Genomic DNA, 25,403 nt, shown 5'->3' on the forward strand with positions numbered 1-25,403 from the left:
TCTATCGGCAAAATCCCACGAGGCTTGAATCTCCCCTAGCGCGGGAAAGCCGACCCCGGGGGTGCCGGGAAGGCGAAAAGCTCCCGGGTATAGGTCTCCACCACCAGGCTGAAGGGTCGTCCCTGGCCGTCGTAGAGTACGGCCTTGTGCCGGAGTACCTGGTCGGGTATCGCCAGCGGCCGGCTCGCCTCCGGCAATGCGGCGGCGGTTTCCCACCCGTCGGGCAATGCATGCCACAGCGTTTGCGCCGACTTCGTTTCCCGGCGGAAATGCAGTGCGGCAACAACCTTCCCGAAGGGCTGGTCGGTGGTGTCCAGGATGTGGTTCATCTGTGGTGTGAGCCGTGCTGGTACGTACCAGTTATCGGCTTCGGAAAGCACATGGCCGCCACAGGCCAGCTTGACGCGGCGGTAGCGCACCGGCTCATCGGCGCCGATGCCCATCAGCTGCCGGTCTTCGGCCGACAGTGGCTTGTCGATGTGGTCGCGCTGGGCAGTGATTTTCGCCGGGTCGGCCAGGTGATGGGCGCCGCACCAGCCTTCCAGGGTGAGTGTGGCGCTGGGGTGGCTCAGCAGGTCTGCATTGAAAGTCTGCAGCAACGCCACCGCCTGCGTGCGCGTGAGCTGGGAATCGGGCCATGACGGTGCGTCACGCGACAGCGCGGGCAGAGGGGCGACACTGGCCAGCGCGAACAGCGAACCGGCGACAAGCACGCGCGGCAAGGCGAATTCGTTCATCAAAGTCCCTCCACCGCTTGCGCCACGGCGCGGAAAAGCGCGCGTCCCTTGTTCATGGTTTCCTCCCACTCGGCGCCGGGGTCGGAATCGAATACCACGCCGCCGCCGGCCTGCACATGCAGGCGGCCCTCCTGGATCACCGCGGTGCGGATGGCAATGCAGGTATCGCCGTCACCCCACCAGCCCAGCCAGCCGATGGCCCCGGCGTAGATGTTGCGCTTGAAGGGTTCCAGTTCCTGGATGATCTCAAGGGCGCGGATCTTCGGTGCACCGCTGACGGTGCCGGCGGGAAACGTGGCCTTGATGACATCCATGTACGACATGCCGTCGGCGACCTGGCCTTCCACCTGCGAGACGATGTGCATCACGTGCGAATAGCGCTCGACCACGAAGGAATCGGTCAGCTGCACCGTGCCGGTGCGGCTGACCCGGCCGACGTCGTTGCGGCCGAGGTCGATCAGCATCAGGTGCTCGGCGCGTTCCTTCGGATCGGCGAGGAGTTCTTCTTCCAGGGCCTTGTCGTGGGCTTCGTCGTCGCCACGCCGCCGGGTGCCGGCGATCGGCCGCAGCACCACCTTGCCCTCCTGCAGCCGCACCAGGATCTCCGGTGAGGAACCGACGATCTGCGTCTTGCCGATGTCGATGAAGTACATGTACGGCGAAGGATTCATCGCGCGCAGGGCGCGGTAGACGTCCACCGGCCGCGCATGGAAGCCCACGGACAGGCGCTGCGAAGGCACTACCTGGAAGATGTCGCCGGCGCGGATGTATTCCTGCGCGCGGCGCACCATCGCCTCGTATTCCCCACGCGTGAATGACGATTTGAAATCGCTTTCGTCCAGCGCCACGGACTGCGTGGGCTGCGGATAGCCTGCCCCGCCCTGGCGCAGGCGGTGGACCAGCGCATCAAGCCTGCGCTGGCCTTCGGCATAGGCCTGGGGACGCGAGGGGTCGGCGTGGACAATGAGGTATAGCCGGCCCTTGAGATTGTCAAAAACCGCCAGCTCCTCGGCCAGCATCAGTAAGACGTCGGGTGTGCCCAGTTCATCGGGTTTATCCCATTGCGCCAGGCGCGGCTCGATGTAGCCGATGGTTTCGAAACCGAAATAGCCCACCAGGCCGCCGGTGAAGGCGGGCAAGCCCGGCAGCCTGGGGACGTCGTACTGGGCGCGGAGCTTTTCGATTTCCGCCAGGGGATCGGCCAGGGTGCGGGTTTCCACCACCTCACCGCTTTCTTCCACTTCCAGTGTGTGCCCGCGCAGCCGATACACACGCCGCGCCGGCAGGCCGATCATCGAATAACGACCCCAGGTGGCGCCGCCTTCGACCGATTCGAACAGAAAGGTGTATGGCCCGTCGGCAAGCTTCAGGTAAACCGACAGCGGGGTGTCCAGGTCGGAGAAGACCTCGCGTACCAGGGGGATGCGCGTGTGGCCCTGGGCCGCCAGTGCATCGAATTCGTCACGGGAGATCACGTCGTTCGCATCCGCGCGTCAAAGACGTTCGATTGTAGCGGCAGATTACAGTCGGTGACGTGTCATCGGACGCACATGCAGCACAAAGGCCACGCCCGAGCCATCGGCAAGATTGTGCGCACTGGCGCTGCCATCGTGGCGCTCGGCCACCAGCCGTACCACGTACAGCCCCAGGCCCAGGTGCGGGGCATCACCGGGTGTGGCCCTGTCGCGCAGGCTCACCAGGGAATCGAACAGGCGGCCCTGCATGGCTTCAGGCAGTGGTGGACCCTGGTTGGCCACCTCGATCTGCGCGCCATCGGGGACCTCCCGCAGGCTCACGCGCAACCAGCCGCCCGGCGGCGTGAACGACAGTGCGTTGTCGAACAGTTTATCCAGTGCCTGCGCCAGCAATTCGGGCGCCGCATGCATGCGCAGCGGCCCCTCGGGCAGCACGCACTCAACGCTGCGATCGCCAGCCAGGCCGCGATAGGCCGCCGCGCAGCCGCCCACCACGGCGGCAAGATCCACGTCCTCAGCTTCCGCCGCGGCGATGGCCCGCTCCATGCGGCTGGCTTCGCTCATCGCCCGCACCAGCGTACCCAGGCGCGCCACGCCGTCGCGGGCACGCGCCAGGTACGGGCCGGCTTCGGGAGGCAGCGCGGCCTGCTCGAGATTGTCCAGCGAGGATTTGACGATCGCCAGCGGCGTATTGAGTTCATGTGACAACTTCGAGGCCAGCGTGCGCAGGTAGTCGGTGTAACCACCCACCACCTGCAGCAACTGGTCGAAGCTCCGGGCCAGGTCGCCCAGTTCGTCGCTGGCATCGGTCAGCGGGAACCGGCCGTCCAGACGGCCATCGTTCTGCTGCGCCAACTCCGCTGCGTCGCGCAGGCGGCGAAGGCGCAGGGTGAGGCGGGTGGCGAAAGCCAGCAACACGCCGCCTGCCACCAGCAGGGCGAGGAAGCTGATGATGAAGAGCCCAAGCAAGGCGCGGTTGGCCAGAAGGGGCACGTCGCGGTTGGCCTGTTCAAGCAGCACCACGCCACGCACGCTGCCTTCCACGTCCACCGGCATGGCGGCGCTAAGCACCACGCTGCCGCGCGATTGCCCGGCGCGCCAGGCTACCGCCGGGGCGCCACCGAGCGCTTGACGCACTTCGGGAAGATCCACGCGCGGCGCGTCCTCGGCCCATTCGGCGGCCGGGTCCAGGCGCCGTGACAGTAGCGAGGCGTACACCAGCGACGCGAACCATCCCGGCCGCTTCGCCGGCGGCAGGTCCGTCAAGCCAAGCCTGCCATGTTGCGCCAGCAGCCAAGCGCCTGGTGCCAGCAGGCGCACGCGTACTTCCGGCGGCGCCAGGCGACCGAGTTCGGCGGAAGTCGACGGTGAAAAACCCATCAACGGCCGTGTTTCCTGCGCCACCGGATCGCCGCCCGCGGCGGCGCTATAGACGCCCACCCCAAGCCGGTCGAGGGTAACGCTGGCGGGGATGCGCAGTTCCACGCGATAACCGCTGCCATCTTCCTGCCACTGCGCCTGCAACTGCGCGGGAAGGTTGCCGGCGGCCTCGTCGATGCTCGTGGCCGTGACTGCGCCCGGAGCGTCGGAGGCAATCAGGTAACGGCGTTGCTCCACCCCGCGGCCCAGCAGCAGGGTCACGTGGTCTGCACGACGCGCCGCATTGTCGAAAACGTCCGGCCGCGTGCGATGGGCCGTGCGCACGTCGATGAAAAGGTAAAGCCAGTCACCCTCGCGTGCCAGCATCAGCTTGGCGTTACCCGGCAGGGACTGTGACCAGGGTGTTAGCGTGGCCCAGTCGTCGCCATAACCGTCCACGGTAATCGGCACCGCGGTGTCCTGCACATACCATCCTCCACGCGCGGACGGAAGATCGGTATCGAGCACGGCAAGGGTCCGCGCCAGCGCGCGTGCCGACGCAGACAGCGCCTGGGCCTGGCCATCGCGCAGCAGGGATTCCATCTGGCGCACGTACAGCCAGCCGGCCAGCGGCAGCACCAATGTGCACAAGGCCACCAGCAGCAGTTTGCGCCGCAGGGTCATTGGCGGGGCGTGCTCACGGGTGCCAGCGGTAACCCACGCCGTGCACCGTCTCGATGGCGTCGAAATCCGGCGCCAGCGCAATGAATTTCTTGCGGATGCGCTTGATGTGCGAGGTGATGGTGGCATCGTCCACCACCAGCTCTGCCTCGCGCATCAGCTGGTCGCGGTTTTTCACATGGCCGGGGAAACGCACCAGCGTGTGCACCATCCAGAACTCAGTGACCGTCAGTGGGATCTCGATACCGTTCCAGGTAACACGCATCCGCTCGGACTCCAGCTTCAAAGGCCCGTGGCTTACCACCGTCTCGCTGGATGCCGGCGCCTTGAGCGACTCGATGCGGCGGAAAAGCGCCGCGATGCGGGCGGCCAGCTGGTGCAGGCTGGTGTCTTTGGAAAGGTAATCGTCCGCGCCAAGGCGCAGGCCCGAGATCACGTCGAAGTCCGAATCCCGGGCGGTAAGGAAGATGATCGGCAAGGTGGCGGACTTCGCGCGCAGTTCCCGGCACAGGTCGAATCCGCCTTCGGGTTCATCGCCCAGGCCGATGTCGATGATCACCAGCTCCGGCAGGCGCATGGCAAAGGCGGTGGAAGCATCGCCCCGCGAACCATAGCCGCGCGCCTCGTAGCCGAAGCGATTCAACGCTTCGACGTAATTGGCGCGGATGAGCGGTTCGTCCTCGACGATCGCGATGCTGCGGGCCATGGGCTTTCCATAGTGGGTGGCAGGTGGTCGGCGTGAAGCGTGGCGCGTGGCCGCGCAACGCGCAAGCCACCGGCACCCATTGCCCGCACATTGCCATATCCGCGCCGCCCACCGGGCCGATGGTGGCGGTGAACTACACCTGCCGCCACGACTTGAGACCCGCCATGGAACCCCGCCCGGACCGCAACGCCGAACTTGAGCGTAATTTCGAGCCGCTACGCGTGGGCCTGGCGATCGGTGCCCTGCTGCTGGGACTGCTGATGGGACTGCACTGATGACCGAACCCGATCCGACCTGGATACCCGTCTAGATTTCCGGGCTGTTTGGCCCCCTCGTGCGCGAGGGGGCCATTTTTTTTCAGGGCTTGCGTGGCATCCGCCGGGCAGCCTCGGTGACGGGCACGAGCTCGAGGTCGCCGACCGTCACGTTTTCGTGCCATCCGTAGAAGTAGTTCGCCGCCATCGCTTGCAAGCCGCGCCCGGCCGCGAAGGCGCTGCCGGTCATCGAGTTCCCTGGCGTGCCGCCCAATTCGCCGAAAGTGAGTCCGGACAGGTACAGCTGTCCGCCAAAGTCCATGCCGTACTCCAGTGGCCGCATCTCCCGGTCATAGCGCGTCCGGGCGCGCTTGGCGGCAACACGGTCGGCGTATTTGGGCAACATCTGCCTCCATAGCTCATTGGCCTGGTCGCGCTCGGCGGGTGTGACGTCGCGGAATGCCGAAATGAACGCCGGCTCGAAGTTCGGATCGTGCCGTTCGGCGGCGATGGCCAGCCACGCCAGGCCCAGCGGCCGGTTGACCGGCGTACGCTGTCCATTGAAGTACATGATGCCAAGCGTGTACTGGGCTTGCTTGCTGCCCCAGGCCGCGGCGTCGCGCATCATTTCCATCGACTGGTCCTGGCGTCCCAGCCAGAAGTCGCGCTGTGCCTCGCACATGTAGTAACGGCCCGGCAGGATCCGTTCCAGCGAGGATGGGCAAAGCATCAGCGCCTGGGACACTTCGGCCTTCTGGCCCGGCAACGGCTGGGGGCGGTCTGACGCGGCAGCGTTGCAGGCAAGCAATACAGCAGGAAGAACGACGGCAGCCAGGCTGACAGAACGAAGCGGATTCATCTTCAAGCCCTCGATGGCGATGCTCCCCCGAGCAGCACTATCGTAACTTCCCGCGAATCACCACAGGATGAAGCTTGTTTCATCGCACGGCTGCGGAAATTAACGGAACGTCGACTTCATCCGGGCAATCGTCTGTGCGTAATCGGCACTATTGAACACGGCCGAGCCCGCCACGAAGGTGTCGGCGCCCGCAGCGAAGATCTCGCCGATATTGTCGGCGGTCACGCCGCCATCCACTTCCAGGCGGATCGGCCGGCCACTGCGGTCGATGATGTCCCGCACCTGGGCAATTTTATGCAAGGCCGATGGAATGAATTTCTGACCGCCGAAGCCGGGGTTCACCGACATCAACAGGATCAGGTCGATCTTGTCGAGCACATAGTCGAGGTAGGACAGCGGCGTTGCCGGATTGAACACCAGGCCCGGCTGGCAGCCGTGGTCGCGGATCAGTCCAATGGTGCGGTCGACGTGGTCGGTGGCCTCGGGATGGAAGCTGATGCCGCTGGCGCCAGCCTCGGCGAAGTCGGGCACGATGCGGTCGACCGGGCTCACCATCAGGTGCACGTCGATGTGCGCCTTGATGCCGTACTTGCGCAGGGATTTAAGCACCATCGGGCCGATCGAAAGGTTCGGAACGTAGTGGTTGTCCATCACGTCGAAGTGCACCCAGTCGGCGCCGGCATCGAGCACGGCCTGGGTGTCCGGACCCAGCCGCGCGAAGTCGGCGGAAAGGATGGAGGGCGCAATGACGGGAGTCTGCCTGGCCATGGAATGCCTCGTTAACGGGATGACGGTTACTTGAAGCCGCGTTCGGTCTTGATCCGCTCGTAGGCGGCGTTGATCTCGCTGGCGCGCGATTCGGCGCGTCGGCGCATGTCGTCGGGCAGGTCGCCCAGGCGGTCGGGGTGGTTGTCGGAAATGAGCTTGCGATAGGCCCGCTTGACCGCCCGGTCGTCGACATCGCGACCAATGCCGAGGATGGCATAGGGATCGGGGCCTTCGGGCACGCGATGCGGCGCATAGCCCCCCTGGCGACCCTGGTACTGGCCTGAGCTGCGGCCGCCGGCATGGTTCCAGGCATAGCCCTTCATCGCCATCAGGGCCATCAACTCCATGTCGCTCACGCGCAGGGCAAAGGCCACCTGGCGCAGGATCGCCATTTTTTCGTTGGAGGGAGAACCTTCGGCCAGCACGGTTTCGATCACCACGTCGAGCACCGGGAAGGCGTGGTCGCGGCGGCTCCCTACCCAGTTGCGTAGTTGCTCGATGGAGCGGGTGACGTTGAACTCGGCGGATTTCCCCACGTTGAACGCCTCGATGGCGTCGCGGCGCTGCTCGGGATTGAGGTTCATGCGTCCCATCAGGCGCTCGGCTACGGCGATCTCTTGGGGTGAAACCCGGCCATCGGCCTTGGCCACGGCGCCGAGAATGGCGTACAGCGGGCCGATGAAGCCTCCCGCGGCAGGCGTCGCCGCGCGCCGGTTCCGGCCTGCATCGAACATAAAGCCGAGCATGCCGCCGATCACGGCCCCGATCGGGCCGTGCAACAGGAAGAAACCGATCAGCGCGCCGATCAGGGTGCCGGTGAAATTCATGGATTGGCCTGGCGTTGTGGCGACTGGGCGGCGTACCAGGCCGCCAGCTGGTCGAGTTCGGCCTCGGAGAGGGGGCCCAGGGCCGCGCGCATCACGGCAACGTCGCGCCGACCGTCGCGGTACTGGCCCATGGCCTGGCGAAGATAATCCACACGCTGGCCGGCCAGGTTCGGGACTCCGGCCATCGTCGCCATGCCGTCCGCGCCATGGCAGGCCGCGCACAGGCCCAGGCGCGCCGGTTTCACCGGCGTGGCGCCTTGGGCAAGGACGGGGGCGGCGAGCATGGCCGCCGCGAGGACGAGGTTTCGCATGGATCAGTTGTGGGGACGACAGAACGAGATTCTAGCAGTGCCGCAGCCATCCGCCCCGGGCGACCGCCCAGCTACAATGGACGCCGCACCTTTTTCAGCCCCGGAGCCCGACGTCGTGCCGACCACCCTGCTGCAATCCGACCTGCCTGGCCTTGAGCTGGTCCACCGCGGCAAGGTCCGCGACGTGATCGCCCTGCCCGGCAACCGCCTGCTGATGGTGGCCACCGATCGCTTGTCGGCTTTCGATGTGGTGTTGCCCGATCCGATCCCCGGCAAGGGCGAGATGCTCACGCAGATCTCCAACTTCTGGTTCGACAAAACAGCCCATATCATCCCCAACCATCTCACCGGCACGCCCGTGCAAGAGGTACTGCCCCCTGCGGCGGACCTGGAGCTCTATCGCCGCCGCGCGGTGGTCACCCGGCGGCTGAAGCCAGTACCGGTGGAGGCCATTGCCCGCGGCTACCTCATCGGCTCGGGCTGGAAGGATTACCAGGCCACCGGCGCCGTGTGCGGCATCGCCCTGCCAGCAGGCTTGCAGCAGGCCCAGCAGTTGCCCGAGCCGATCTTCACCCCGTCGAGCAAGGCTGCCGTGGGCGACCACGACGAGAATGTGAGCTTCGAGCACGTGGTGAATACGGTAGGCGCGGAACTGGCAGGCAAGGTGCGCGACGCCACCCTCGCCCTGTATCGCTTTGCCGCCACTTATGCCGCTGAACGCGGCATCATCATCGCCGATACCAAGTTTGAATTCGGCACCGATGAAAATGGCACGCTGTACGTGATGGACGAGATGCTCACGCCGGATTCGTCGCGCTTCTGGCCGGCCGAACACTATTCGGTGGGCATCAGCCCACCCAGCTACGACAAGCAGTATGTCCGCGACTACCTGGAAACTCTCGGCTGGAACAAGACAGCGCCAGGCCCGCGGATTCCCGCCGATGTCATTGCCGGTACCGCGGCCAAGTACGCCGAGGCGCTGGAACGACTGGCCGGTATCCATATCGACTGACCACACGGCAAGGGGAAAGGCCATGCGTGACGCGAATACCTGGTTCGGCAACTACGCCGCCGACCATCAGAACCCGACCAACCGCACGATCCACTGGATCTGCGTGCCGGCGATCACCTGGTGCGCGATTGCCTTCCTGTGGATCGTGCCGGTACCACAGTGGCTCGGACGGCCAGGCTTCTTCTCGGTGATGGCGATGTTCCTGGCCTTCGCCTTCTATTACTTCCGCCTGTCACGCGGCATTGGCCTGGCCATGGCCGCGGTGTTCGTGTTGATGTCGCTCATCACCGAGGGGCTGTACCGCATCCTGGGGCCGGCCAACCTCGGCTGGCTGGCCCTGGCGGTGTTCGTGGCGGCCTGGATCGGCCAGTTCATCGGCCATCACATCGAAGGCCGCCGCCCATCTTTCTTCACCGACATCCAGTACTTGTTGATCGGCCCCGCATGGCTGATGAGCAAAGTATTCCGGCGCGTCGGCATCGCTTATTGAGAACCTGGTGACGCAAACCATCCTGACCCTGCTTAGCGCCCTGATCTGGTGGGTGCTTTATTCCAGTGCGGCTGCCATCGTGCCGGCGCTGCTTGTCTACTTCATGCTGCGCATGGTGGAAAGGACGCCGGTGGTGTTCAACCGTGCGTACTTCGCCAGCCTGTTGTGGACGCTATTCGGCGTAGCCACGGCGGGCCTGGTGCTGCTGGCGCAGAAGAGTTCGCCGGCCGCGGGCTACGCCCTGTTCGCCTCGCCGTGGATGCGCGGCGCGCTGATCGTGGACATGCTGGTCGGCGTGCTGCTGGTGTGGCGCCTGGTGCCGCGCGTGGACGCGCGCCGCGTGCGAATCACCAGCGCCTGCATGGCGGTGGCGGCGGTGACTGTCCTGGCCCTGATACTGGGCACGATCCTCGCCTCGCGCTAACCGGCGTTCATTGCCCGGCCGCGCGCCGGTTGGCCTTCGTTACGTCCTGGACGAAACCGGCGAAGGGAATATCGGTGATGCCGACCAGGCCGATGTGACTGTTCTCACCATCCAGGATGCGCCCGGTCACCGGCTGGTCGGCGTAGTCGAACCAGTGCGCGCCCACGATCACACCGCTCGCTTTGGCCGCTTCGACGAAACGCGCATAGGCTTTGCCTCGCTCGCCCTCGCTGGCCACGGCCACCACGCCATTGCCGAACGGCCCGCGGTCGGAGGAGCCGAAATGGAATTCGGTCACCATCACCGGTTTGTCCATGCGTTTGAAGGCCGCCACGTCCAGGCCGTGTTCGGGAAGGTCGGCATAGGCATTGATGCTGACCACATCGCAGTAACGCGCGCACGCGGCCTCCACCTCGGGAGTGCGCACGGCCAGGCGACCGCCAAGGAACAGATGGTGCGGATCGGCCTTCTTCAGCGCCGTGGCGACGGTGCGGAAATAGGTTTCGGCATAGAGGGTGAGGAACTCGATGTAATCGGCGGCGATGGCCGGGTGGGCTTCAGCCGGCACCGGCGCGTGGAAACCCGGGGCCAATAACCGGTCCCAGCTTTGCAGCGTTACACCCCAGGCAGCGGCGAGCTTGCCGGCATCGCCGTATTTCTTCCGCAATGAGGCAACGAAGGCTTGCTTGGCGGGACTATCCGGGCCCCGTTGCAGGGTACCGGTGACCAGGCCCCAGCGGCCCTGCGGGCCACGTCCAGCCCATGCCAGTTCGTTGTCGGCAAAGTAGCCAAGAAGCCATGGGTCGTCGCGCACGCCTTTGCTGGCGTTGGTCACGGCGACAGTGGCAGCAGCAACGAACTTCGGATCGAAGGGATCGGGCATGCGGCCCCAATAGTCGTAGCCGGTGGACACGGTGGCGAAGTCGCCATCGATCAGCACCGGCACGGTGTAGGCGATGCGATGGGTCGCAAACAGCGATGGATCGCTCCAGTTCCCCAACGTGTTGAAGCCCCAGCCGCGCAGTCGATCCAAGGTCACCTTTGCCCACTGTTTTGGCCACGCATCGCCATACGTGCGTTGCAGGTTGGCCCGGTAGAAATCGAACCATTGGCCGTGGTTCATGCCGTTGTCGCGTTGCGAGCCGTTGTCGCTGCGGTCGTCGCCCTTGCCATAGAACCTGCCCAGCGGCCCATTCGCCGCCGGCAGGTTCTCAAACATCGTCTTGCGGCCCTCGACGTAGGTCATGCCGCCGTCGATGGCCACGGCATTGACGCCGAGTGAGAAGAACGCCTTGCCGTCGGGCGTGACCAGGGTCCAGGCGCCCTGCACTTTGGCCAGGCTGAACCAACCGGTGGCCTTCAGGCCCGGGCGCGCCACGCCTCCATAGCCGGAAATCGCGGGCGTAGCGGGATCGGCATGAAGCGATGCTTTCTTCAACGCCGCGTCGTCGGCGATTTTTTCAGGCCATGTCGAGCGTGTGTATTGCCCATACGCATCGACGATCCCGGTGTAGGCGGCATCGAGCGCCGGCGTGCCCGCGGCAACGGACACGGCGCCGAACAACACCACCTGCGGCGCATTGGGCGAGGGCATCGATACGTGCAGGGCAATGACCGAACCCGGATTGAAGCTGCCATCGACGGTGGTGGCGACAATGGTGTCGTGCCATGGCATCGGCGGCCCCACCTGCATGCCGAAGGCGCGCGGCGTGGTGGCTTTCAGGGGAATGGCCAGTGTCATCGGCGGTCCGGGCGGCAACGCCACGACGGCATGCAGCGTGCCGCGGTCACTGTGCACTTCAACGGCCAGCGTTACCGGCCAGGCCATGCCGTTCTGCAGATGCATGTGCAACTCGCCCATCGGCCACGTCCAGTGGCCCGATGAAGGCTGGAGTGTTATCCCGGGCTTTGCACCGGGGGCGAAGGTGAGCGCGGCCATCGTCGCGCCACCGGCCACGGGACGCGGCGTTGGATCGAGGGTCGCTCCCTGCGTGGTGATGTGCAGGCCATCATTGGCGTGGGCGACATCACCGACAACCATCGGGGAAGTCGCGGGAGATTTAACGGCGGCAACCGCTGCCATCGCCGGCGCAGCTCCGGATGATGCCGCGACGAAGGCCGTTACTGCGACCATGCTCTTGAGAAGGCCATGGAAGGTCGATCGCACAGGAAACATTCTGAAGCCTTTACGGAGGAGGTACGCCCGCCGCGCCGCGGCTTTCGCGCCAGCGCCACGCGTAATAGACCGGTACGCCGAGGGCGATGATCAGCAGGCTCATGCCGGCATTGGCCGGTGTGTCGATCGCCGTGGCCAGGATCACGCAGACCACCGTGACCACGAAAGCCAGCGGCACCCATGGATAACCGGGCACGCGATACGGCGAGGGTTCGTCTTTCAACATGCGCCGGTACCAGAACACGGTGGCGATGCCCGCGGCATGGCTAAGCCATTCACCGACAGTGGTGTAGTCCAGCAGGGCGTCGAAGCTTCCCGAGAGGATCAGGATAACCGCCCACAGGCCCAGCACTGACAGCGCCACCTGAGGCGCATGCGTGCGCATGTCCACCCTGCCGACGGCGCGGAAGAACATGCCGTCGGCGCTCATCACCTGCAGCACGCGGGCACCACCGGCAATGGCGATGCTGCAGTAGCCGAAGGTGGAACAGGCGATGCCAACGGCGATCACCGTGCGGCCCGTGGGGCCGAACAATCTTTCCATCAGGTCGGCCGCTGGCGCCTGGCTGGCGGCGAGGCCCGCATGGCCCAGACCCGCCAGATACGCGATGTTCACCAGCACATAGCACAGCGCCACCGCGCCCATGCCCAGGCCCAGCGCCCGCGGCAACACGCGCTGGGGATCGCGCACTTCGCCGGCCAGGTCGTTGAGGTAGTGAAAACCACCGTAGGCAAACAATACCGGCAGCAGGGCGCCTATCAGCGCAAATGGCGAGGTAGTCGGCAGCGGCGGCGCGGGCGGCGGCGGCGCGCCATGTCCGAAGGCCAGCACCAGGCCGACCACGATCAGCATGGCGATGACGCCGAGCTTGAGCACGGTGAAGATGTTCTGCACCCAGGCGCCGGCGCGGATGCCGCGGAGGTTCACCATCACCAGGAAGGCGATGGCACCGACGGCCAGCGGCTTGACCCATGTCAGTGGCAGCCCAAGGGCCGAGCAGACGTAGTCGGCGAAGGTGGTGGCGACCGCGGCGATGCTGCCGGGGTAGTTGATCAGCGCCATCGTCCAGCCGAACAGGAACGCCGGCAACTTGCCGAAGGCTTCGCGCAGGTAGATGTAGGTACCGCCCGCCTGCGGTCGCCGCGCGCCGAGCTCGGCGTAGCTTAAGACACCCGCAAGGGTAAGTAGGCCGCCCAGCGCCCACAGCACGATGAGGCCTGTGGTGGAGTCGGTGCGCCCGGCGACGGAAGCCGGCGTGCGGAAGATGCCGGCGCCGATGACGCCGCCGATAACGATCGCGGCGGCGTCCCAAATTCCCAGGCGGCGGACATAAGGTCCAGTAGGTACGGGTGATGGCATGGGTGCGACCATGCCATAAACCGTTACATCATGTCGCCGATGGCTTCTTCTTCGGGATGTAGAGGTCGGTAATCGTGCCTTCGTAAACTTCTGCGGCCATGCCCACCGATTCGCCCAGGGTCGGATGCGGATGGATGGTCTTGGCGATATCGGAAGCTTCGGCACCCATCTCGATGGCCAGCGCCAGTTCCGAGATGAGGTCGCCCGCATGCACGCCGACGATGCCGGCACCAACGATGCGATGGGTTTCCTCGTCGAAGATCAGCTTGGTGAAGCCCTCGGTGCGATCGATGCCTATCGCGCGACCCGAGGCCACCCAGGGGAATTTGCCCACGCCGACCTTCAGGCCTTTCTCCTTCGCTTCGCGCTCGGTCACACCGACCCAGGCAATCTCCGGATCGGTATATGCCACCGAAGGCACCACGCGGGCGTCGAAGAAGCTCTTCTCACCTGCAATCGCCTCGGCAGCGACGTGCGCCTCGTGCACCGCCTTGTGCGCCAGCATCGGCTGGCCGACGAGGTCGCCGATGGCGTGGATGTGCGGCACATTGGTGCGCATCTGCTTATCGACCGCGATGAAACCGCGGTCGCTCACCGCCACGCCGGCCTTGTCCGCGCCGATGCGCCCGCCGTTGGGCGAACGTCCCACCGACACCAGCACGCGATCAAAGGTTTTGGTTTCAGGGATGGAATCACCCTCGAAGGTAACGTCGATGCCCTTCTTGCCCGCCTTGGCTTCCACCACCTTTGTTTTCAGGTGGATGCCCTTGTAGCGCTTGGCGATACGCGTCTGCAACGGCTTGACGAGGTCGAGGTCGGCGCCGGGCATGAGCTGGTCGGCCAGTTCCACCACGGTCACTTCACTGCCCAGTGATGCATACACCGTGGCCATTTCCAGGCCGATGATGCCGCCGCCGACCACCAGCAATGTCTTGGGCACATCGCGCAGCTCCAGCGCGCCGGTGGAGTCGATGACGCGTTCGTCGTCCCAGGGGAACGACGGCAGCTTCACCGACTGCGATCCGGCGGCAATGATGGCGTGCTCGAAGCGAATGAGTTGCTTGCCGTCCTTGCCCTGCACTTCCATCTCGTGCGGGGACACAAACGTGCCGGTGCCGGTTACCACCTTGACCTTGCGTTGCTTGCCCATGCTGGCAAGGCCACCGGTGAGTTTGCCCACCACCTTGATCTTGAAATCCCGGAGCTTGTCCAGGTCGATCTTCGGCGCACCGAAGCTGATGCCGTGTGCCGCCATGGCACCGGCTTCTTCGATCACCGCGGCTGCATGGAGCAATGCCTTGGAAGGAATGCAGCCGACGTTGAGGCAGACACCGCCCAGGGTGTCGTAACGCTCGACCAGGACAGTGTCCAGGCCAAGGTCGGCGGCGCGGAACGCGGCGCTATAGCCGCCGGGACCGGAGCCGAGCACCACCACCTTGCATTCGATGTCGGCCTTGCGGCCGGTCTCGGCGGCGGCCTGCGGAGCCGGTGCCTGCTTTTCCGGCCCCTGCGCTGGATCGGTCTTCTGCTGCGGTACGCCCTGCGTGGCCGGCTGTGCAGCGGGCCTCGAGGGCGCGGATGCTTCGGAAGCCGACGGCGCGGCAGGAGCTGTGCTGGTCGAAGCAGCGGTACCTGCCTGCTTTTCCGCGCTCGACTCAACGGAAGCGGCATCAACGACCTCGATCACGGCCAGGACATCGCCGGGATTGACCTCCTGGCCTATCTTCACCTTGACCTCGGTAACCTTGCCGCCGTCGCTGGCGGGGACGTCCATGGTGGCCTTGTCCGATTCGAGCGTTACCAGGCTCTGTTCCCTGGTGATGGTGTCGCCGGCCTGCACCAGGATCTCGATGACCGGCACATCGTGCGAACCGCCGAGATCCGGGACCTTCAGTTCAATCGTCTTGGGCATCGTGGCGCTTCCCGTTAAAGCAGCAGGCGACGGATGTCGCCGAGCTGGCTGGCCAGGAAGGTCGCGAAACGCGCGGCGAGCGCGCCATCGACCACGCGGTGATCATAGGAAAGCGACAACGGAAGCATCAGGCGCGGGGTGAATTCCTTGCCGTTCCACACCGGTTTCATCTGCGCTTTCGAAACACCCAGGATGGCCACTTCCGGCGCATTGACGATCGGCGTAAACGAGGTGCCGCCAATACCGCCCAGCGACGAGATCGAGAAACAGCCACCGGACATGTCGGCCGGGCCGAGTTTCTTCTCGCGCGCCTTCTTCGACAGCTCGCCCAGTTCGGCGGCGAGGTCCAGCAGGCCTTTCTTGTCTGCGTCGCGGATCACCGGCACCACCAGGCCATCGGGCGTGTCCACCGCAATGCCGATATGGAAGTACTTCTTCAACGTGAGCTTTTCGCCGGTGACGTCCAGCGATGCATTGAACGTGGGGTATTTCTTCAGTGCCGCGACCACCGCCTTGATCTGGAACACCAGCGGGGTGATCTTCAGATCCTTGTTTTCCTCGCCGAGCTTCTTGCGGAAAGCCTCAAGCTCGGTGATGTCGGCATCTTCGTGCTGGGTGACGTGCGGAATCATCGCCCAGTTGCGAGCGAGATTGGCGCCGGAAATCTTCTGGATGCGCGTCAGGGGTTTCTCTTCGATCTCACCGAATTTGGCGAAGTCGATCTTCGGCCACGGCAAGAGGTTCAATCCACCACCGGCTGCCACGGTGCCGCCCGCGGTGGGCTTGGCGCCCGAGGCGAGCGCGTGCTTGACCCAGGACTGTACGTCTTCACGCTGGATGCGGCCGCCACGGCCACTGCCCTGGACCTGATCAATCTCCACGCCCAGTTCGCGGGCGAAGGCCCGCACGGCGGGACTGGCATAGGGAGCGTGGTCCGGCATGATCGTGCTGGCGTCGAATGCCACCGGCGGCGTGCGCGGGCCACCGGCGCTGGTCGAGGCGCCTTCGGCGGCCCTGGTATCGGCCGGGCTCCGGGCCGCCTCGGATGCGGCGGGAGCGGCCTCGGGCTTCGCTTCGGCTTTCGGTTCGGTGGCTTGCGGTGTCGTGGCCGGCGCCTGGCCGGTATCGCCGTCGGCCTCGACCACGGCGATCACCGCGTCTTTGCCGACCTCGTCGCCCACCTTCACCTTCACTTCCTTCACGGTGCCCGCGAACGGCGCCGGGACTTCCATGGTGGCCTTGTCCGATTCAAGCGTAAGCAGGGACTGGTCTTTCTCGACGTGGTCGCCGACCTTGACCAGCACTTCGATCACCGGCACGCCATCGAAATTGCCGATGTCCGGAACGCGGACTTCCTGCGCGCCGCCGGATGATTTCTTCGGTGCAGGTTCGGACTTTGCCGGTTCCGCGGCGCGGGCTGGCGCAGCCTTGGCGGCCGGGGCCTGGGTTGCAGCTTCCGGCGGGCTGGGCTCCGCGGGCTTCTTACCGGCCTGGGCAGCATCACCGCTGGCCTCGCCATCGGCTTCGATCATGGCGATGACAGCGCCTTCAGCCACTTCGTCGCCTACCTTGACCTTCACTTCGCGGACGGTGCCTGCGAAGGGCGTGGGCACTTCCATGGTGGCCTTGTCCGATTCGAGCGTGACCAAGCTCTGGTCCTTTTCCACGCGGTCACCGGCCTTGACCAGCACTTCGATGACGGGAACGCCGTCGAAATTCCCAATATCGGGGACGCGCGCTTCTTTGACGTCGGCCATGAAACCTCCTGAATGCTTGCGCCGACGCGAGGTAACGAAAAACGGCCGACGAGGGGATGGGGAGAGGCCCCGCGGGCGGGGCAACCGGCCAATGATAATCCGAACCGTCGGGCTTGGCGCCCCATGCGGCCCCGTATGCGGCGTTTTTTCAGCTTTGCGGACACATCAGGGGGATTTCCCGCCGCCGGCAAGCGCGGGTTTCCAGCGCATCGGCATCGGCGGCCGGGCCGGGGATCGGCAAGAAAAAAGGCGGGCATCCTGCCCGCAGGGGTGCTATCGACTTTATTTGTCGGCTAAATCCTTCTTTGGTGCTGGCGTTGCCGTCATCAGCACCAACCGCGAACCATCGGCCAGGTGGATGCCCCACGACTTCTGCAGGTGATCCAGGCTGGCCAGGCGCGGGCACAGGCCCAGGGCGCGTTCACCGAGCTTGTCCGCCCGCGAGTTCACTTCGCGATCGATGGCCTTGTCCAGCGAATCGGCCCGGGCCTCCAGGGCGGCTATCTTGGCCGAGTCGCCACTAAGGGCGGCACTGACGGCACTGCCGGTGACCGATCCCACCACTTCGGAGACCGAATCGCCCACGGCGGATTCGACCAGGTCATCCACTTCGTGCTGGCGCCAGCGGCCTGCCCCGATGCTTTCGTCCAGCCGGGCCAGCGCACGGGCGTGGTTGCGTTCGAGTTTGGCAAGCATGCTGCGGCGATCCTCGCCGTCCTGCACGAACGTGGCCGCCACCGTGGTCATCGCCGAATAACCGATATCGATGCCTTCGCGGGCGATGGCCGCGATTTCCGGCACGAGGGCGCGGACGGCGTCTTCGTAATCGCTAAGCCGACGGGCGTCGGCGTCGGTGACATGGACATCACGACCATCGACGGTGAGATGGCCGTCGTGCATGAACACCTTTGCCGGCGTGCCGTCGGCACGGGTGAAGTCAATGCCATTGCGGGCGACGCTCACGTCGAAATCCGTCTTGTAATCGACCCCGCAGCCGTCGTTGTTGACATGGATGCCGCGGGCGGAGACAGACAGGCTGGCCAGACCCAAGACGCAGGCGAGGGCAACGATGGTCAGGCGCATGGTGGTGCACTCCCTTGGGTTTGTTGCCGGTTTGGATGCCGTACGACGGAAGAAGGTTTAGTCCCCCGCGACCGCCGCTGCATGGGCCGGTTGTCACACCCTGCCGAAGGTCACTGCACCAGGAGGTCTTCGAAGAAGGCGCCGATGGGCCGGTCGGGATGGGCGATCTGGATTTCCAGTACCCACAAGCCCGGGACGGGCTCGGCATCGAAGTCGCCCAGGTTGCCGGCCTTGTGCACCGCATGCGGGAAATCCCCCACCCGGTGGCCCTTGGCGGCATGGTTGAGCCGCCAGCCCATGGCCTGGGCCTGGGCCGTGGCGAACTCGTAGAGCCCCTGGCCGCTCCGGCCACCCTCGCGCCAGCAGGCCGCGACGCTCGTGTAGAGCTCGCGGGCTGCGGTCGCGCAGGCATGCATCAGTGGGTCGTCACCGAGCACGAAGGTATCGCCGACATCCCCTTCGTGGCCATCGAACACCGGCCCCAGGTCGACGAAGAAGATGTCGTGCTCGCCCAGTCGGGTATCGGGCACTGACGGCTGGCGGTAGGTTTTGAGCGTGTTGGCACCGAAGCGGATCAACGATGGATGCCAGATGCGTTGCATGCCGGCGTCGGCCAGGACTTCGCCGGCAAGCACCTGGGCCTCAGGCTCGGTCATGCCCGGCATGATGCGCCGGGCGATCTCGCGCAGGGCGACCCAGGAGCGCTCGCGCGCGGCGAGCATGCGCCCGGCTTCGAAGTGGATACCGGTAGCCTGCGGGTTGGGCTTGATGGACATCGTCATGAAAGACTGGACCGAATACTCATGCCAGCCCGTGTTCGCGGGCGTAATCGGCCAGCAGGCTATCGTGGTCGATGCCAAGCTTGCGCATGGCGTCACGCTTCTGCCGGCTAACCGTTTTCACGCTGCGACTGAGCCGATCGGCAATTTGTGTAAGCGACAGGCCGCCCACGTAAAGGCGCACCACTTCCATCTCGCGCGCCGACAACCTTATCGGCGCCGTGCCGTCGGCGCTGGATGCATCAGCCGTCGAGAACTGCTGGCGGATGGAATCGCTGATATAAGTGCGCCCGGCAGCGACGCTGCGGATCGCGGCAGGTAACTCTCGCATCGGAGCGCGCTTGTCACACAGGCCAAGGGCGCCACGGGCCTGCATGGCGCGAAGCACGCCAATGTTATTGACCATGGTGAGCACCGCCACGGGCAATCGCGGATACCGGCGACGGATCACATCGAGCAATTGCAAACCGTCGCCATGACGACCTGCGGGCATGGAGAAATCGGTGACCAGGACATCGCAGGGCTTGCTGGCGAGCAATGCCATGAGCCGATCGCCGTCGGCGGCTTCGCCGACAACGAGCATGTCGCCCGCCTGGTCGAGTGCGGCGCGTGCGCCGAGGATCACCACTGGATGATCATCTGCGATAATCACCCGAGTGGCACTGGAAGTGCCCTGCTCGCTCATGTCCGTATCAGCACCCGTCGTCATCCCGTACTGGTTGCGCTTTAGGGCAGGATACAGCAAGTAAACCCGAGGAAAACCTCATGACACGGCTTCGCCCGTACCTGTCGCGTGTCGTCGCCGGTCTCTTGATCTTCGCCGGCTGTTCCCTGCACGCGGACGATGCAAGTCCCAGCCGGATGCCCGTTTCCGTCGCCGAACGCGCCTGGCTCGATGCACTGCCCGTGCTCAATGTCACTTACGACGACGCTTTCGCGCCGTTCGTGAGCGCAAACAGCGACGGCCTTCCAGAGGGCATCTCAGCGGATTATTTCCAGCACGTGGTGCACGACCTTGGCCTGAAGGTCCGTTACGTGCGCAGCGGCGATCTCAGCGCCACGCGCAAGATGCTCGACCAGGGGCAGGTCGACATCGTCCTCGCCTTCAATCCCGGTGGACGCGCCGGGAAAGACCTGGTCTTCAGCCAGCCATACATCGAGTTCCCACTGGTGATCGCCACGCGCCAGGACACCCCCAGCATCGCCGGCCTTACAGACCTGGCGGGCGAGCGGGTGGCTGCGGACACCGACCGGGAAGCGGTGCTGCGGATGCTCGCCGACGCGCCCCGCCCCGTGCACACGGTCACCACCCACGACGGTGCCCAAGCGCTTGAGTTGCTCAACCGAGGCAAGGTCGACGCCGTGGTCGGCAATCTCGCTTCGGTCGATCTCTTCATCCGTTCGCGCTTTCCGCATCTTCGCGTGGGCGCACCCACCGCCCTGACCGAGCCTCTGGCTTTCGCGGTGCGCCGCGACTACGCCAGGCTGGTGCCGCTGATCAATCGTTCGATCGACCGCGTGGATGCTCGCGGGGCCGCCCAGATCCGCAATACGTGGCTATCGGTGAACTACACGTGGGGTGGTTCCTGGTCCGCCGTATGGCAAAAAACCTGGCCGATCGTATTGATCTTCGGTATTGCGCTGGCCATGGTCATCTTCGCCTGGGTGCGTCTTCGCCGCGAGGTGCGCCGGCGACGTCATTCGGAACAACAGCTGCAGGATGTCACGCGCAACCTGCCCGCCGTGGTCTTCCGCTTCGTCATCGACCGGCAGGGCGAGATCACGTTCCTCTATGTCGACGGCGACACCAAGGCGATCTTTGGCGTCGATCCGGCTACCTTCCTGCGCGATGAGCCTTCCGCATTCCGCACGGTATCGCCTGGACACCGCCAGATGCTCCGGGAGCACGTGCATAGTTCGGTCCAGTCGCTCGAACCGTTGCACACCACCGTGCGGGTACACGGTGATCGCTGGGTCACCACCCATGCACTGCCGCGCCGCCTGCAAGGTGGAGTCACGCAGTTCGATGGCTACTGGGTGGACGTCACCGTCACGCACGAGCAAGGCCTGGCACTCGCCGCCGCGCGCGACGAGGCTGAATCTGCCACACAGGCGAAAACCGTTTTCCTCGCCACGATGAGCCACGAGATACGCACGCCCATGTACGGCGTGCTGGGCACGCTGGAACTCCTCGGAGGCACCCGCCTGGACGAAGAGCAGCGAAGCCTGCTTGGGACGGCAGGCGATTCGGCCACTCTCCTGCTTCAGGTACTTGATGATGTCCTGGATTTTTCCATGATCGAGGCAGGCCGGCTCAGCCTCGAAATCGTACCGGTGGACATGCGCGAGCTGATCGACCGCACCGTCGGCATGCTCGCCGGCCAGGCACATGGCCGCGGCATCGATCTGCGCGTAAGCATAGACGCAGGCATTGCGGCGATGGTCTTGGCCGACGATGTGCGCGTCAGGCAGGTTCTGCTGAACCTTATCGGCAACGCGATCAAATTCACGTCGGTGGGCTCGGTGACGATCCAGGCCACCGTCGCTCCCGACGACACCACGGGCGAACGCCAGCGAATCTGCGTCGAGATCATCGACACCGGCGTGGGCATCGCCGCGGAGGTCCTGCCTACCCTGTTCGCGCCCTTCACCCAGGGCGAGGGTTCCACGCGACGCCGTTTCGGCGGCAGTGGCCTTGGCCTTTCCATCTGTCATCAGCTGGTGCAGTTGATGGGCGGCACGATCCAGATACAAAGTACTCAGGGTGCCGGGACGTGTGTCCGCGTCGAGCTCGGGTTGAAGATCAACCTGCTTCATCGGCACAACATGTTGCTGATGGAAAAGACAGCCAGCCTCGACGTGGACGATGCCTTCACCGCCCAGGCGCTGGCGCACGGCCTGCAGGCGTTGGGTATGGGCCTTGTCGATCCCGGCTCCGCGACTCACGCGGATGTTGTATTCACCACCCGCAGCCAAATGTCGCCGCCAGCGAATGTCGTGCTGGTATCCCCCCAGGCCGATCCCCGGGGCTTCTCGCAACGCGACGGCATGCTGCTGATGAGCGCCTGCCCAGTGAAAAGTTCGCTGCTGGCGCACGTTTGCGAGCTTGCCCTGGGGCTGGGCGAGGCCTCGCCGGCCCTGCCGGACAAGCCCGAGGCGCCGGTGCCTTCGTCGTCCGCGCGGATCCTGGTGGCCGACGACAATCCCACCAACCAGGCACTGATCCGTGCGCAGCTGGCGCGCTTGGGTCGAACCTGCACGGTCGTCGACGACGGCGGCCAGGCAATGGATGCGCTGACAAACAGACCCTGGGACCTGGTCATCCTGGACGTGCACATGCCGGTGTTCGATGGTTACACGGTCGCCCGGCAATGGCGTGAACGAGAGGTCGCCATCGGCGGACACCTTCCCATCGTGGCGATGACGGCCAACGCCCAGCCCGAGGAAGTGCTGCGCTGTCGCTCGGCGGGCATGGACGGCTTCATCGCCAAACCGGCGAAACTGGCGGACCTGCGCAGGATGCTCGACACGTGGCTGCCGGAAACCGCATCACCACCGCCGACGATGCTCGACTACGACTTGCTGCGGGAGAACTTCGGCTCCGATGCTGTCGCCGCGCGGATTGCCCGGGAATTCTCCCGGGTGACGCGTTCGGAACTCACCACCGTCATGGACACGCTCGAAACGTCGACCCTCGCCGAACTTCGCCTGTGGCTGCACAGGACGGTTGGCGGCATGCACGTTTTCGGCAACACGCCCCTCACCGACCGTGGCGATGTGCTGGAACAGATCATCGATTCGCTGGAGCCCGCCGCGGCACACGAAGCCTTCGCCACCTTCGGCGTGAACCTTCGCGCGCTGCTGGATGAAATCGACGAATGGACCAAGGATATCCCCGAAGCCTGAGCTCGCCGGATAAATACCCTCAACCGCGCAAACCGTGGACGAGCGTGGCCATGTCCAGGTGGACGGCGCGCAACCTCGGCAGGAGACGGCTGGCGAGTGCCGCAAGCGAGGGGTCGTTTTCAGCAGCCGCTTCGAAATGGCGCAACAGGCGATTTTCAGCCCGTTCCAACAGGGCGATCCCGGCATTGTCGGCGTTGCCGGCCAGGCGCATGCGCCATGCGGCCATACGCGCCCGTTGGCGACCGGCCAGGCTCACATCGGCAGGAACGGTGCCACCCCGGGTTTCGATCTCGCGGCGCAACTCGCCTACGGTGGCGGCCAGGGCGGCGGCGATTTCGGTGAATACGGCGCGCAGTCCAGGCTCGGAAACCATCGACGCCGCCTTCAGGTACAGCTCGCGATCGTCGCTGGCGCGGCGCAGGAGCTGGGACAACGAACGGATGACGGTGCGGTCCATGACGGTGCACAAACTAGCGTCATGGCCCTTACCCGTGCCTAAACCAGCCCCGGGAAGCCCCGGGAGCATTTACGTGGCGTTCCCGCTAAGGCGCGATCTGGAGCAGGTTCAGGGGACGGCCATGATCGTCGGTCAGTCCTTCGGAAAGCTCCGCCAGGCGGCGAATGTCAGGACACAGAGCCTGCACCTTGGGGCGGAGTTCACGGTTTACCCGCATTTGGACCCGGGCTTCCAGGCCTGTGCTCAAGGACGACGCGCGGTCGCGAAGATCAGCGGCACCGGCCAGGTCGCCGTTCATCGCCAGGTCCACGGCATCGGAAGTGAGGCTCGCAGCTACCAGGGGAGCAAGATCGGAAACCATGCCATTGGCGTAGTTTTCGAAGGCATCGCCCTGCCAGTCGTGCGTGCTGTTGCTGCGGGCGATGCGACCGTGCAGATCCGCGACATGGCCACTGAGCTTTCGATCGAATTCACCATCCTGCAAGGCCGCCGGGGCACTTCTAGCCACTTCCTCGCGCACGGCGCGCGCGGCACTGTCCACCCCTGCATCGGCCACCGCGCGCAGGCGCGGCACCAGCGCGCGAAGCTGGCGTTCGAACAGCGCCGCCTGGTCCTGGATGTCGGGACGAAGGGCTACCGTACGGCCGTCGACCACCACTGAGCCATCATCCAGGCCCACCTGGCGCGGCGCGGGTTGCGGGCGGTCGAACAAGATGCCACGCGAGCGCACTGTGAGGTCGTAGCTGCTGCTGGCGTGGCACGCGGTCGCCAGGTCCTGGGCCACGACGGCGGAGGAAGCAAACAGGAAGGCAAACGCCAGGAAGATGCGCATGGATCTAAACCAAAACGATAATGGCGCGTATCGTCGGGCGCGCCGACCGCATGGCAGCTGAACCGGCGCCTGCAAGCGGCCTTCAGGCAGCCTGGGCTACGTCCGCCCTGCCCAGGCGCCAAGCCACCCAGCCAAGCACCGGAATCACCAGGATCCTAAGACCGAGCGATACATACATGTAGGTGAGGATCGGTCCCACGGCGCTGGCGAGATCGCCCGACGCATCGGGGGTGGCCAGTGCCACGGCAAGTCCTTCGCGTACCTGGGCAACGGCCCGCCACATCGAAAACACGCCGGTAGCCGCCCAGATCGCCACCAGCAGGCATACCATTCGCAGCGGCAATACGGCGCGGCGCTTGCCGCGCAAGACCAAAACCGCCAGCACGGCCAGGGCCGCGGCGGCAATGAAAGAAACGATGTCCCAGCCGAGCTGGGCCTGCGCGGCCGGCGTGCCCACGCCCGTTGCGCCATCGCGCAAGGCGAGCGAGACGCCGATGGCGTCGCGCGCGTAAAAGAACGCGCCGACGCCAGCGACCAGGACGATCAGCCAGGCGGCGATCCGCCAGCCGACGACCCTTGCCATCAGGCCTTGCCAGCCTTCATGGCATCGAGGTCGGCCAGGACCTGGCCTGAGTTCTTCTCAGGATCGACGTCCTTGTAGATCTTCACGATCTTGCCGGTCGGGTCGATCAGGAAGGTCTCGCGGCGGGCGTACTGCATGCCAAGGTGGTTGGCCAGCACGTCGTAGCTGGTGGCGGTCTTCTTCTCCGAATCGGCCAGCAGCGGGAACGGCACGTGGTACTTGGCGGCGAATTCCGAGTGGGATTTCACATCGTCCACGCTCACGCCGAGCACCGTAGCGCCGGCCTTGTGCAGCTTGGCGATGTCATCGCGGAAGGTGCAGACCTCGGTGGTGCAGCCGGAGGTGAAATCCTTCGGGTAGAAGTAGAGCACCAGCCACTGGCCCTTGTGGGTCTCAAGCGTATGCCAGTCGCCCTTCTGGTCCTGCAGGTGGAAGTCTGGCGCCTGGGAACCGACGGTGGGCGCGGCGGCGAATGCCGGCATGACGGCGGCCAGCAGGAACAGGCAGATCGCCGATAGAGAAAGGGTGGAGAGGCGGAAGCGACGCATGGGGAGCCCTCGGGGTTGGTTATCGGCGCAAGTGTACGCCGGGAAAAAGAAAGGCGCCCACCTGAGGGCGCCTCCCGAAGGCACAGACCGGGCCAGCTGGCCCCTGC

Annotated in this window: 24 protein-coding genes; 5 read left to right on the forward strand and 19 right to left on the reverse strand. The window is 65.3% G+C overall.

All coding sequences use genetic code 11. The annotated features are described in order from the left end of the window. Positions 1-35: 35 nt before the first annotated feature. The 4 genes from VGM61_RS01155 to pdsR are packed head-to-tail and all read right to left on the reverse strand — an operon-like array spanning position 36 to position 4,958. A complete protein-coding gene (locus tag VGM61_RS01155; RefSeq protein ID WP_331520864.1) occupies positions 36-737 on the reverse strand; it encodes a hypothetical protein in 702 nt (233 codons plus the stop codon). Continuing rightward, positions 737-2,212, reverse strand: coding sequence for an anthranilate synthase component I (trpE, locus tag VGM61_RS01160; RefSeq protein WP_331520865.1), 1,476 nt, complete (start codon positions 2,210-2,212; stop codon positions 737-739). Before trpE ends, VGM61_RS01155 begins: the two co-directional genes overlap by 1 nt. Positions 2,213-2,257: 45 nt before the next feature. Beyond that, positions 2,258-4,255: an ATP-binding protein gene (locus VGM61_RS01165; RefSeq protein ID WP_331520866.1), complete on the reverse strand. Its 1,998-nt coding sequence runs from the start codon at positions 4,253-4,255 to the stop codon at positions 2,258-2,260. A 13-nt stretch (positions 4,256-4,268) separates the two neighbouring features. Beyond that, a complete protein-coding gene (gene pdsR / locus VGM61_RS01170; protein WP_331520867.1) occupies positions 4,269-4,958 on the reverse strand; it encodes a proteobacterial dedicated sortase system response regulator in 690 nt (229 codons plus the stop codon). A gap of 32 nt (positions 4,959-4,990) precedes the next feature. Between pdsR and VGM61_RS01175 the strand changes: the two genes are divergently transcribed. Next, positions 4,991-5,233 carry a hypothetical protein gene (locus VGM61_RS01175; RefSeq protein WP_331520868.1) on the forward strand — a complete coding sequence of 81 codons (243 nt, stop codon included), beginning with the start codon at positions 4,991-4,993 and terminating at the stop codon, positions 5,231-5,233. Between the two features lie 82 nt (positions 5,234-5,315). Here the strand turns inward: VGM61_RS01175 and VGM61_RS01180 are convergent, their stop codons facing one another. From VGM61_RS01180 to VGM61_RS01195, 4 genes are all read right to left on the reverse strand, one after another. Then, positions 5,316-6,071 (reverse strand): SEL1-like repeat protein, encoded by a 756-nt coding sequence (locus VGM61_RS01180; protein WP_331520869.1) that lies wholly within the window; start codon positions 6,069-6,071, stop codon positions 5,316-5,318. A 99-nt stretch (positions 6,072-6,170) separates the two neighbouring features. Continuing rightward, positions 6,171-6,839, reverse strand: coding sequence for a ribulose-phosphate 3-epimerase (gene rpe, locus VGM61_RS01185; protein WP_331520870.1), 669 nt, complete (start codon positions 6,837-6,839; stop codon positions 6,171-6,173). Between the two features lie 26 nt (positions 6,840-6,865). Further along, the gene (djlA, locus tag VGM61_RS01190) at positions 6,866-7,666 is read right to left on the reverse strand and encodes a co-chaperone DjlA (protein WP_331520871.1); all 801 of its coding nucleotides are present in this window, start codon (positions 7,664-7,666) and stop codon (positions 6,866-6,868) included. Then, entirely contained in the window at positions 7,663-7,977 is a 315-nt protein-coding gene (locus VGM61_RS01195; RefSeq protein ID WP_331520872.1) for a c-type cytochrome, read from the reverse strand. Before VGM61_RS01195 ends, djlA begins: the two co-directional genes overlap by 4 nt. A 115-nt stretch (positions 7,978-8,092) precedes the next feature. On the opposite strand from VGM61_RS01195, the gene VGM61_RS01200 reads away from it, so the two are divergent. The 3 genes from VGM61_RS01200 to VGM61_RS01210 are packed head-to-tail and all read left to right on the forward strand — an operon-like array spanning position 8,093 to position 9,903. Further along, the gene (locus VGM61_RS01200; protein ID WP_331520873.1) at positions 8,093-8,989 is read left to right on the forward strand and encodes a phosphoribosylaminoimidazolesuccinocarboxamide synthase; all 897 of its coding nucleotides are present in this window, start codon (positions 8,093-8,095) and stop codon (positions 8,987-8,989) included. Between the two features lie 22 nt (positions 8,990-9,011). Continuing rightward, a complete protein-coding gene (locus VGM61_RS01205; protein ID WP_331520874.1) occupies positions 9,012-9,479 on the forward strand; it encodes a DUF962 domain-containing protein in 468 nt (155 codons plus the stop codon). Positions 9,480-9,486: 7 nt separating this feature from the next. Further along, complete coding sequence (locus tag VGM61_RS01210) at positions 9,487-9,903, forward strand: hypothetical protein (RefSeq protein ID WP_331520875.1); 417 nt, start codon at positions 9,487-9,489, stop codon at positions 9,901-9,903. A 7-nt stretch (positions 9,904-9,910) separates the two neighbouring features. Here VGM61_RS01210 and VGM61_RS01215 read toward each other — a convergent pair whose 3' ends face one another. The 7 genes from VGM61_RS01215 to VGM61_RS01245 form a co-directional block, all read right to left on the reverse strand. Beyond that, positions 9,911-12,079, reverse strand: a complete 2,169-nt coding sequence (locus tag VGM61_RS01215; protein ID WP_331520876.1) for a beta-galactosidase — start codon at positions 12,077-12,079, stop codon at positions 9,911-9,913. 10 nt (positions 12,080-12,089) lie between these two features. Beyond that, entirely contained in the window at positions 12,090-13,451 is a 1,362-nt protein-coding gene (locus tag VGM61_RS01220) for an APC family permease (RefSeq protein WP_331520878.1), read from the reverse strand. Between the two features lie 16 nt (positions 13,452-13,467). After that, positions 13,468-15,351 (reverse strand): dihydrolipoyl dehydrogenase, encoded by a 1,884-nt coding sequence (gene lpdA / locus VGM61_RS01225; protein ID WP_331520879.1) that lies wholly within the window; start codon positions 15,349-15,351, stop codon positions 13,468-13,470. A gap of 14 nt (positions 15,352-15,365) precedes the next feature. After that, a complete protein-coding gene (gene aceF, locus VGM61_RS01230; protein WP_331520880.1) occupies positions 15,366-17,108 on the reverse strand; it encodes a dihydrolipoyllysine-residue acetyltransferase in 1,743 nt (580 codons plus the stop codon). A gap of 282 nt (positions 17,109-17,390) precedes the next feature. After that, positions 17,391-18,191 carry a DUF2884 family protein gene (locus VGM61_RS01235; protein WP_331520881.1) on the reverse strand — a complete coding sequence of 267 codons (801 nt, stop codon included), beginning with the start codon at positions 18,189-18,191 and terminating at the stop codon, positions 17,391-17,393. A gap of 110 nt (positions 18,192-18,301) precedes the next feature. Then, positions 18,302-18,973 carry a M24 family metallopeptidase gene (locus VGM61_RS01240; RefSeq protein WP_331520882.1) on the reverse strand — a complete coding sequence of 224 codons (672 nt, stop codon included), beginning with the start codon at positions 18,971-18,973 and terminating at the stop codon, positions 18,302-18,304. Between the two features lie 19 nt (positions 18,974-18,992). Beyond that, positions 18,993-19,655: a response regulator transcription factor gene (locus VGM61_RS01245; RefSeq protein WP_331520883.1), complete on the reverse strand. Its 663-nt coding sequence runs from the start codon at positions 19,653-19,655 to the stop codon at positions 18,993-18,995. A gap of 80 nt (positions 19,656-19,735) precedes the next feature. Here VGM61_RS01245 and VGM61_RS01250 point away from each other — a divergent pair, with 80 nt between their 5' ends. Beyond that, the gene (locus tag VGM61_RS01250; RefSeq protein WP_331520884.1) at positions 19,736-22,876 is read left to right on the forward strand and encodes an ATP-binding protein; all 3,141 of its coding nucleotides are present in this window, start codon (positions 19,736-19,738) and stop codon (positions 22,874-22,876) included. A 19-nt stretch (positions 22,877-22,895) separates the two neighbouring features. On the opposite strand, the gene VGM61_RS01255 is transcribed toward VGM61_RS01250, so the two are convergent. From VGM61_RS01255 to VGM61_RS01270, 4 genes are all read right to left on the reverse strand, one after another. Next, positions 22,896-23,333: a PA2169 family four-helix-bundle protein gene (locus VGM61_RS01255; protein WP_331520885.1), complete on the reverse strand. Its 438-nt coding sequence runs from the start codon at positions 23,331-23,333 to the stop codon at positions 22,896-22,898. Positions 23,334-23,418: 85 nt separating this feature from the next. Then, on the reverse strand, positions 23,419-24,165 hold the full coding sequence (locus VGM61_RS01260; RefSeq protein WP_331520886.1) for a DUF2884 family protein: 747 nt from the start codon (positions 24,163-24,165) through the stop codon (positions 23,419-23,421). Positions 24,166-24,247: 82 nt separating this feature from the next. Then, a complete protein-coding gene (locus tag VGM61_RS01265; RefSeq protein ID WP_331520887.1) occupies positions 24,248-24,748 on the reverse strand; it encodes a hypothetical protein in 501 nt (166 codons plus the stop codon). Continuing rightward, positions 24,748-25,296 (reverse strand): peroxiredoxin, encoded by a 549-nt coding sequence (locus VGM61_RS01270; RefSeq protein ID WP_331520888.1) that lies wholly within the window; start codon positions 25,294-25,296, stop codon positions 24,748-24,750. Before VGM61_RS01270 ends, VGM61_RS01265 begins: the two co-directional genes overlap by 1 nt. Positions 25,297-25,403 lie beyond the last annotated feature (107 nt).

This window comes from Pinirhizobacter sp., from assembly GCF_036499745.1.
Lineage (GTDB): Bacteria > Pseudomonadota > Gammaproteobacteria > Xanthomonadales > Rhodanobacteraceae > Pinirhizobacter.

What these genes read in the sequence shown, in the direction of transcription:
- VGM61_RS01240 (WP_331520882.1), bottom strand. Translation starts at nt 18,973, where the DNA reads ATGACGATGTCCATCAAGCCCAACCCGCAGGCTACCGGTATCCACTTC.
- pdsR (WP_331520867.1), bottom strand. Translation starts at nt 4,958, where the DNA reads ATGGCCCGCAGCATCGCGATCGTCGAGGACGAACCGCTCATCCGCGCC.
- VGM61_RS01205 (WP_331520874.1), top strand. Translation starts at nt 9,012, where the DNA reads ATGCGTGACGCGAATACCTGGTTCGGCAACTACGCCGCCGACCATCAG.
- VGM61_RS01220 (WP_331520878.1), bottom strand. Translation starts at nt 13,451, where the DNA reads ATGGTCGCACCCATGCCATCACCCGTACCTACTGGACCTTATGTCCGC.
- rpe (WP_331520870.1), bottom strand. Translation starts at nt 6,839, where the DNA reads ATGGCCAGGCAGACTCCCGTCATTGCGCCCTCCATCCTTTCCGCCGAC.
- VGM61_RS01260 (WP_331520886.1), bottom strand. Translation starts at nt 24,165, where the DNA reads ATGCGCATCTTCCTGGCGTTTGCCTTCCTGTTTGCTTCCTCCGCCGTC.
- VGM61_RS01265 (WP_331520887.1), bottom strand. Translation starts at nt 24,748, where the DNA reads ATGGCAAGGGTCGTCGGCTGGCGGATCGCCGCCTGGCTGATCGTCCTG.
- VGM61_RS01180 (WP_331520869.1), bottom strand. Translation starts at nt 6,071, where the DNA reads ATGAATCCGCTTCGTTCTGTCAGCCTGGCTGCCGTCGTTCTTCCTGCT.
- VGM61_RS01255 (WP_331520885.1), bottom strand. Translation starts at nt 23,333, where the DNA reads ATGGACCGCACCGTCATCCGTTCGTTGTCCCAGCTCCTGCGCCGCGCC.
- VGM61_RS01195 (WP_331520872.1), bottom strand. Translation starts at nt 7,977, where the DNA reads ATGCGAAACCTCGTCCTCGCGGCGGCCATGCTCGCCGCCCCCGTCCTT.
- aceF (WP_331520880.1), bottom strand. Translation starts at nt 17,108, where the DNA reads ATGGCCGACGTCAAAGAAGCGCGCGTCCCCGATATTGGGAATTTCGAC.
- VGM61_RS01245 (WP_331520883.1), bottom strand. Translation starts at nt 19,655, where the DNA reads ATGAGCGAGCAGGGCACTTCCAGTGCCACTCGGGTGATTATCGCAGAT.
- djlA (WP_331520871.1), bottom strand. Translation starts at nt 7,666, where the DNA reads ATGAATTTCACCGGCACCCTGATCGGCGCGCTGATCGGTTTCTTCCTG.
- VGM61_RS01235 (WP_331520881.1), bottom strand. Translation starts at nt 18,191, where the DNA reads ATGCGCCTGACCATCGTTGCCCTCGCCTGCGTCTTGGGTCTGGCCAGC.
- lpdA (WP_331520879.1), bottom strand. Translation starts at nt 15,351, where the DNA reads ATGCCCAAGACGATTGAACTGAAGGTCCCGGATCTCGGCGGTTCGCAC.
- VGM61_RS01215 (WP_331520876.1), bottom strand. Translation starts at nt 12,079, where the DNA reads ATGTTTCCTGTGCGATCGACCTTCCATGGCCTTCTCAAGAGCATGGTC.
- VGM61_RS01165 (WP_331520866.1), bottom strand. Translation starts at nt 4,255, where the DNA reads ATGACCCTGCGGCGCAAACTGCTGCTGGTGGCCTTGTGCACATTGGTG.
- VGM61_RS01155 (WP_331520864.1), bottom strand. Translation starts at nt 737, where the DNA reads ATGAACGAATTCGCCTTGCCGCGCGTGCTTGTCGCCGGTTCGCTGTTC.
- VGM61_RS01270 (WP_331520888.1), bottom strand. Translation starts at nt 25,296, where the DNA reads ATGCGTCGCTTCCGCCTCTCCACCCTTTCTCTATCGGCGATCTGCCTG.
- VGM61_RS01250 (WP_331520884.1), top strand. Translation starts at nt 19,736, where the DNA reads ATGACACGGCTTCGCCCGTACCTGTCGCGTGTCGTCGCCGGTCTCTTG.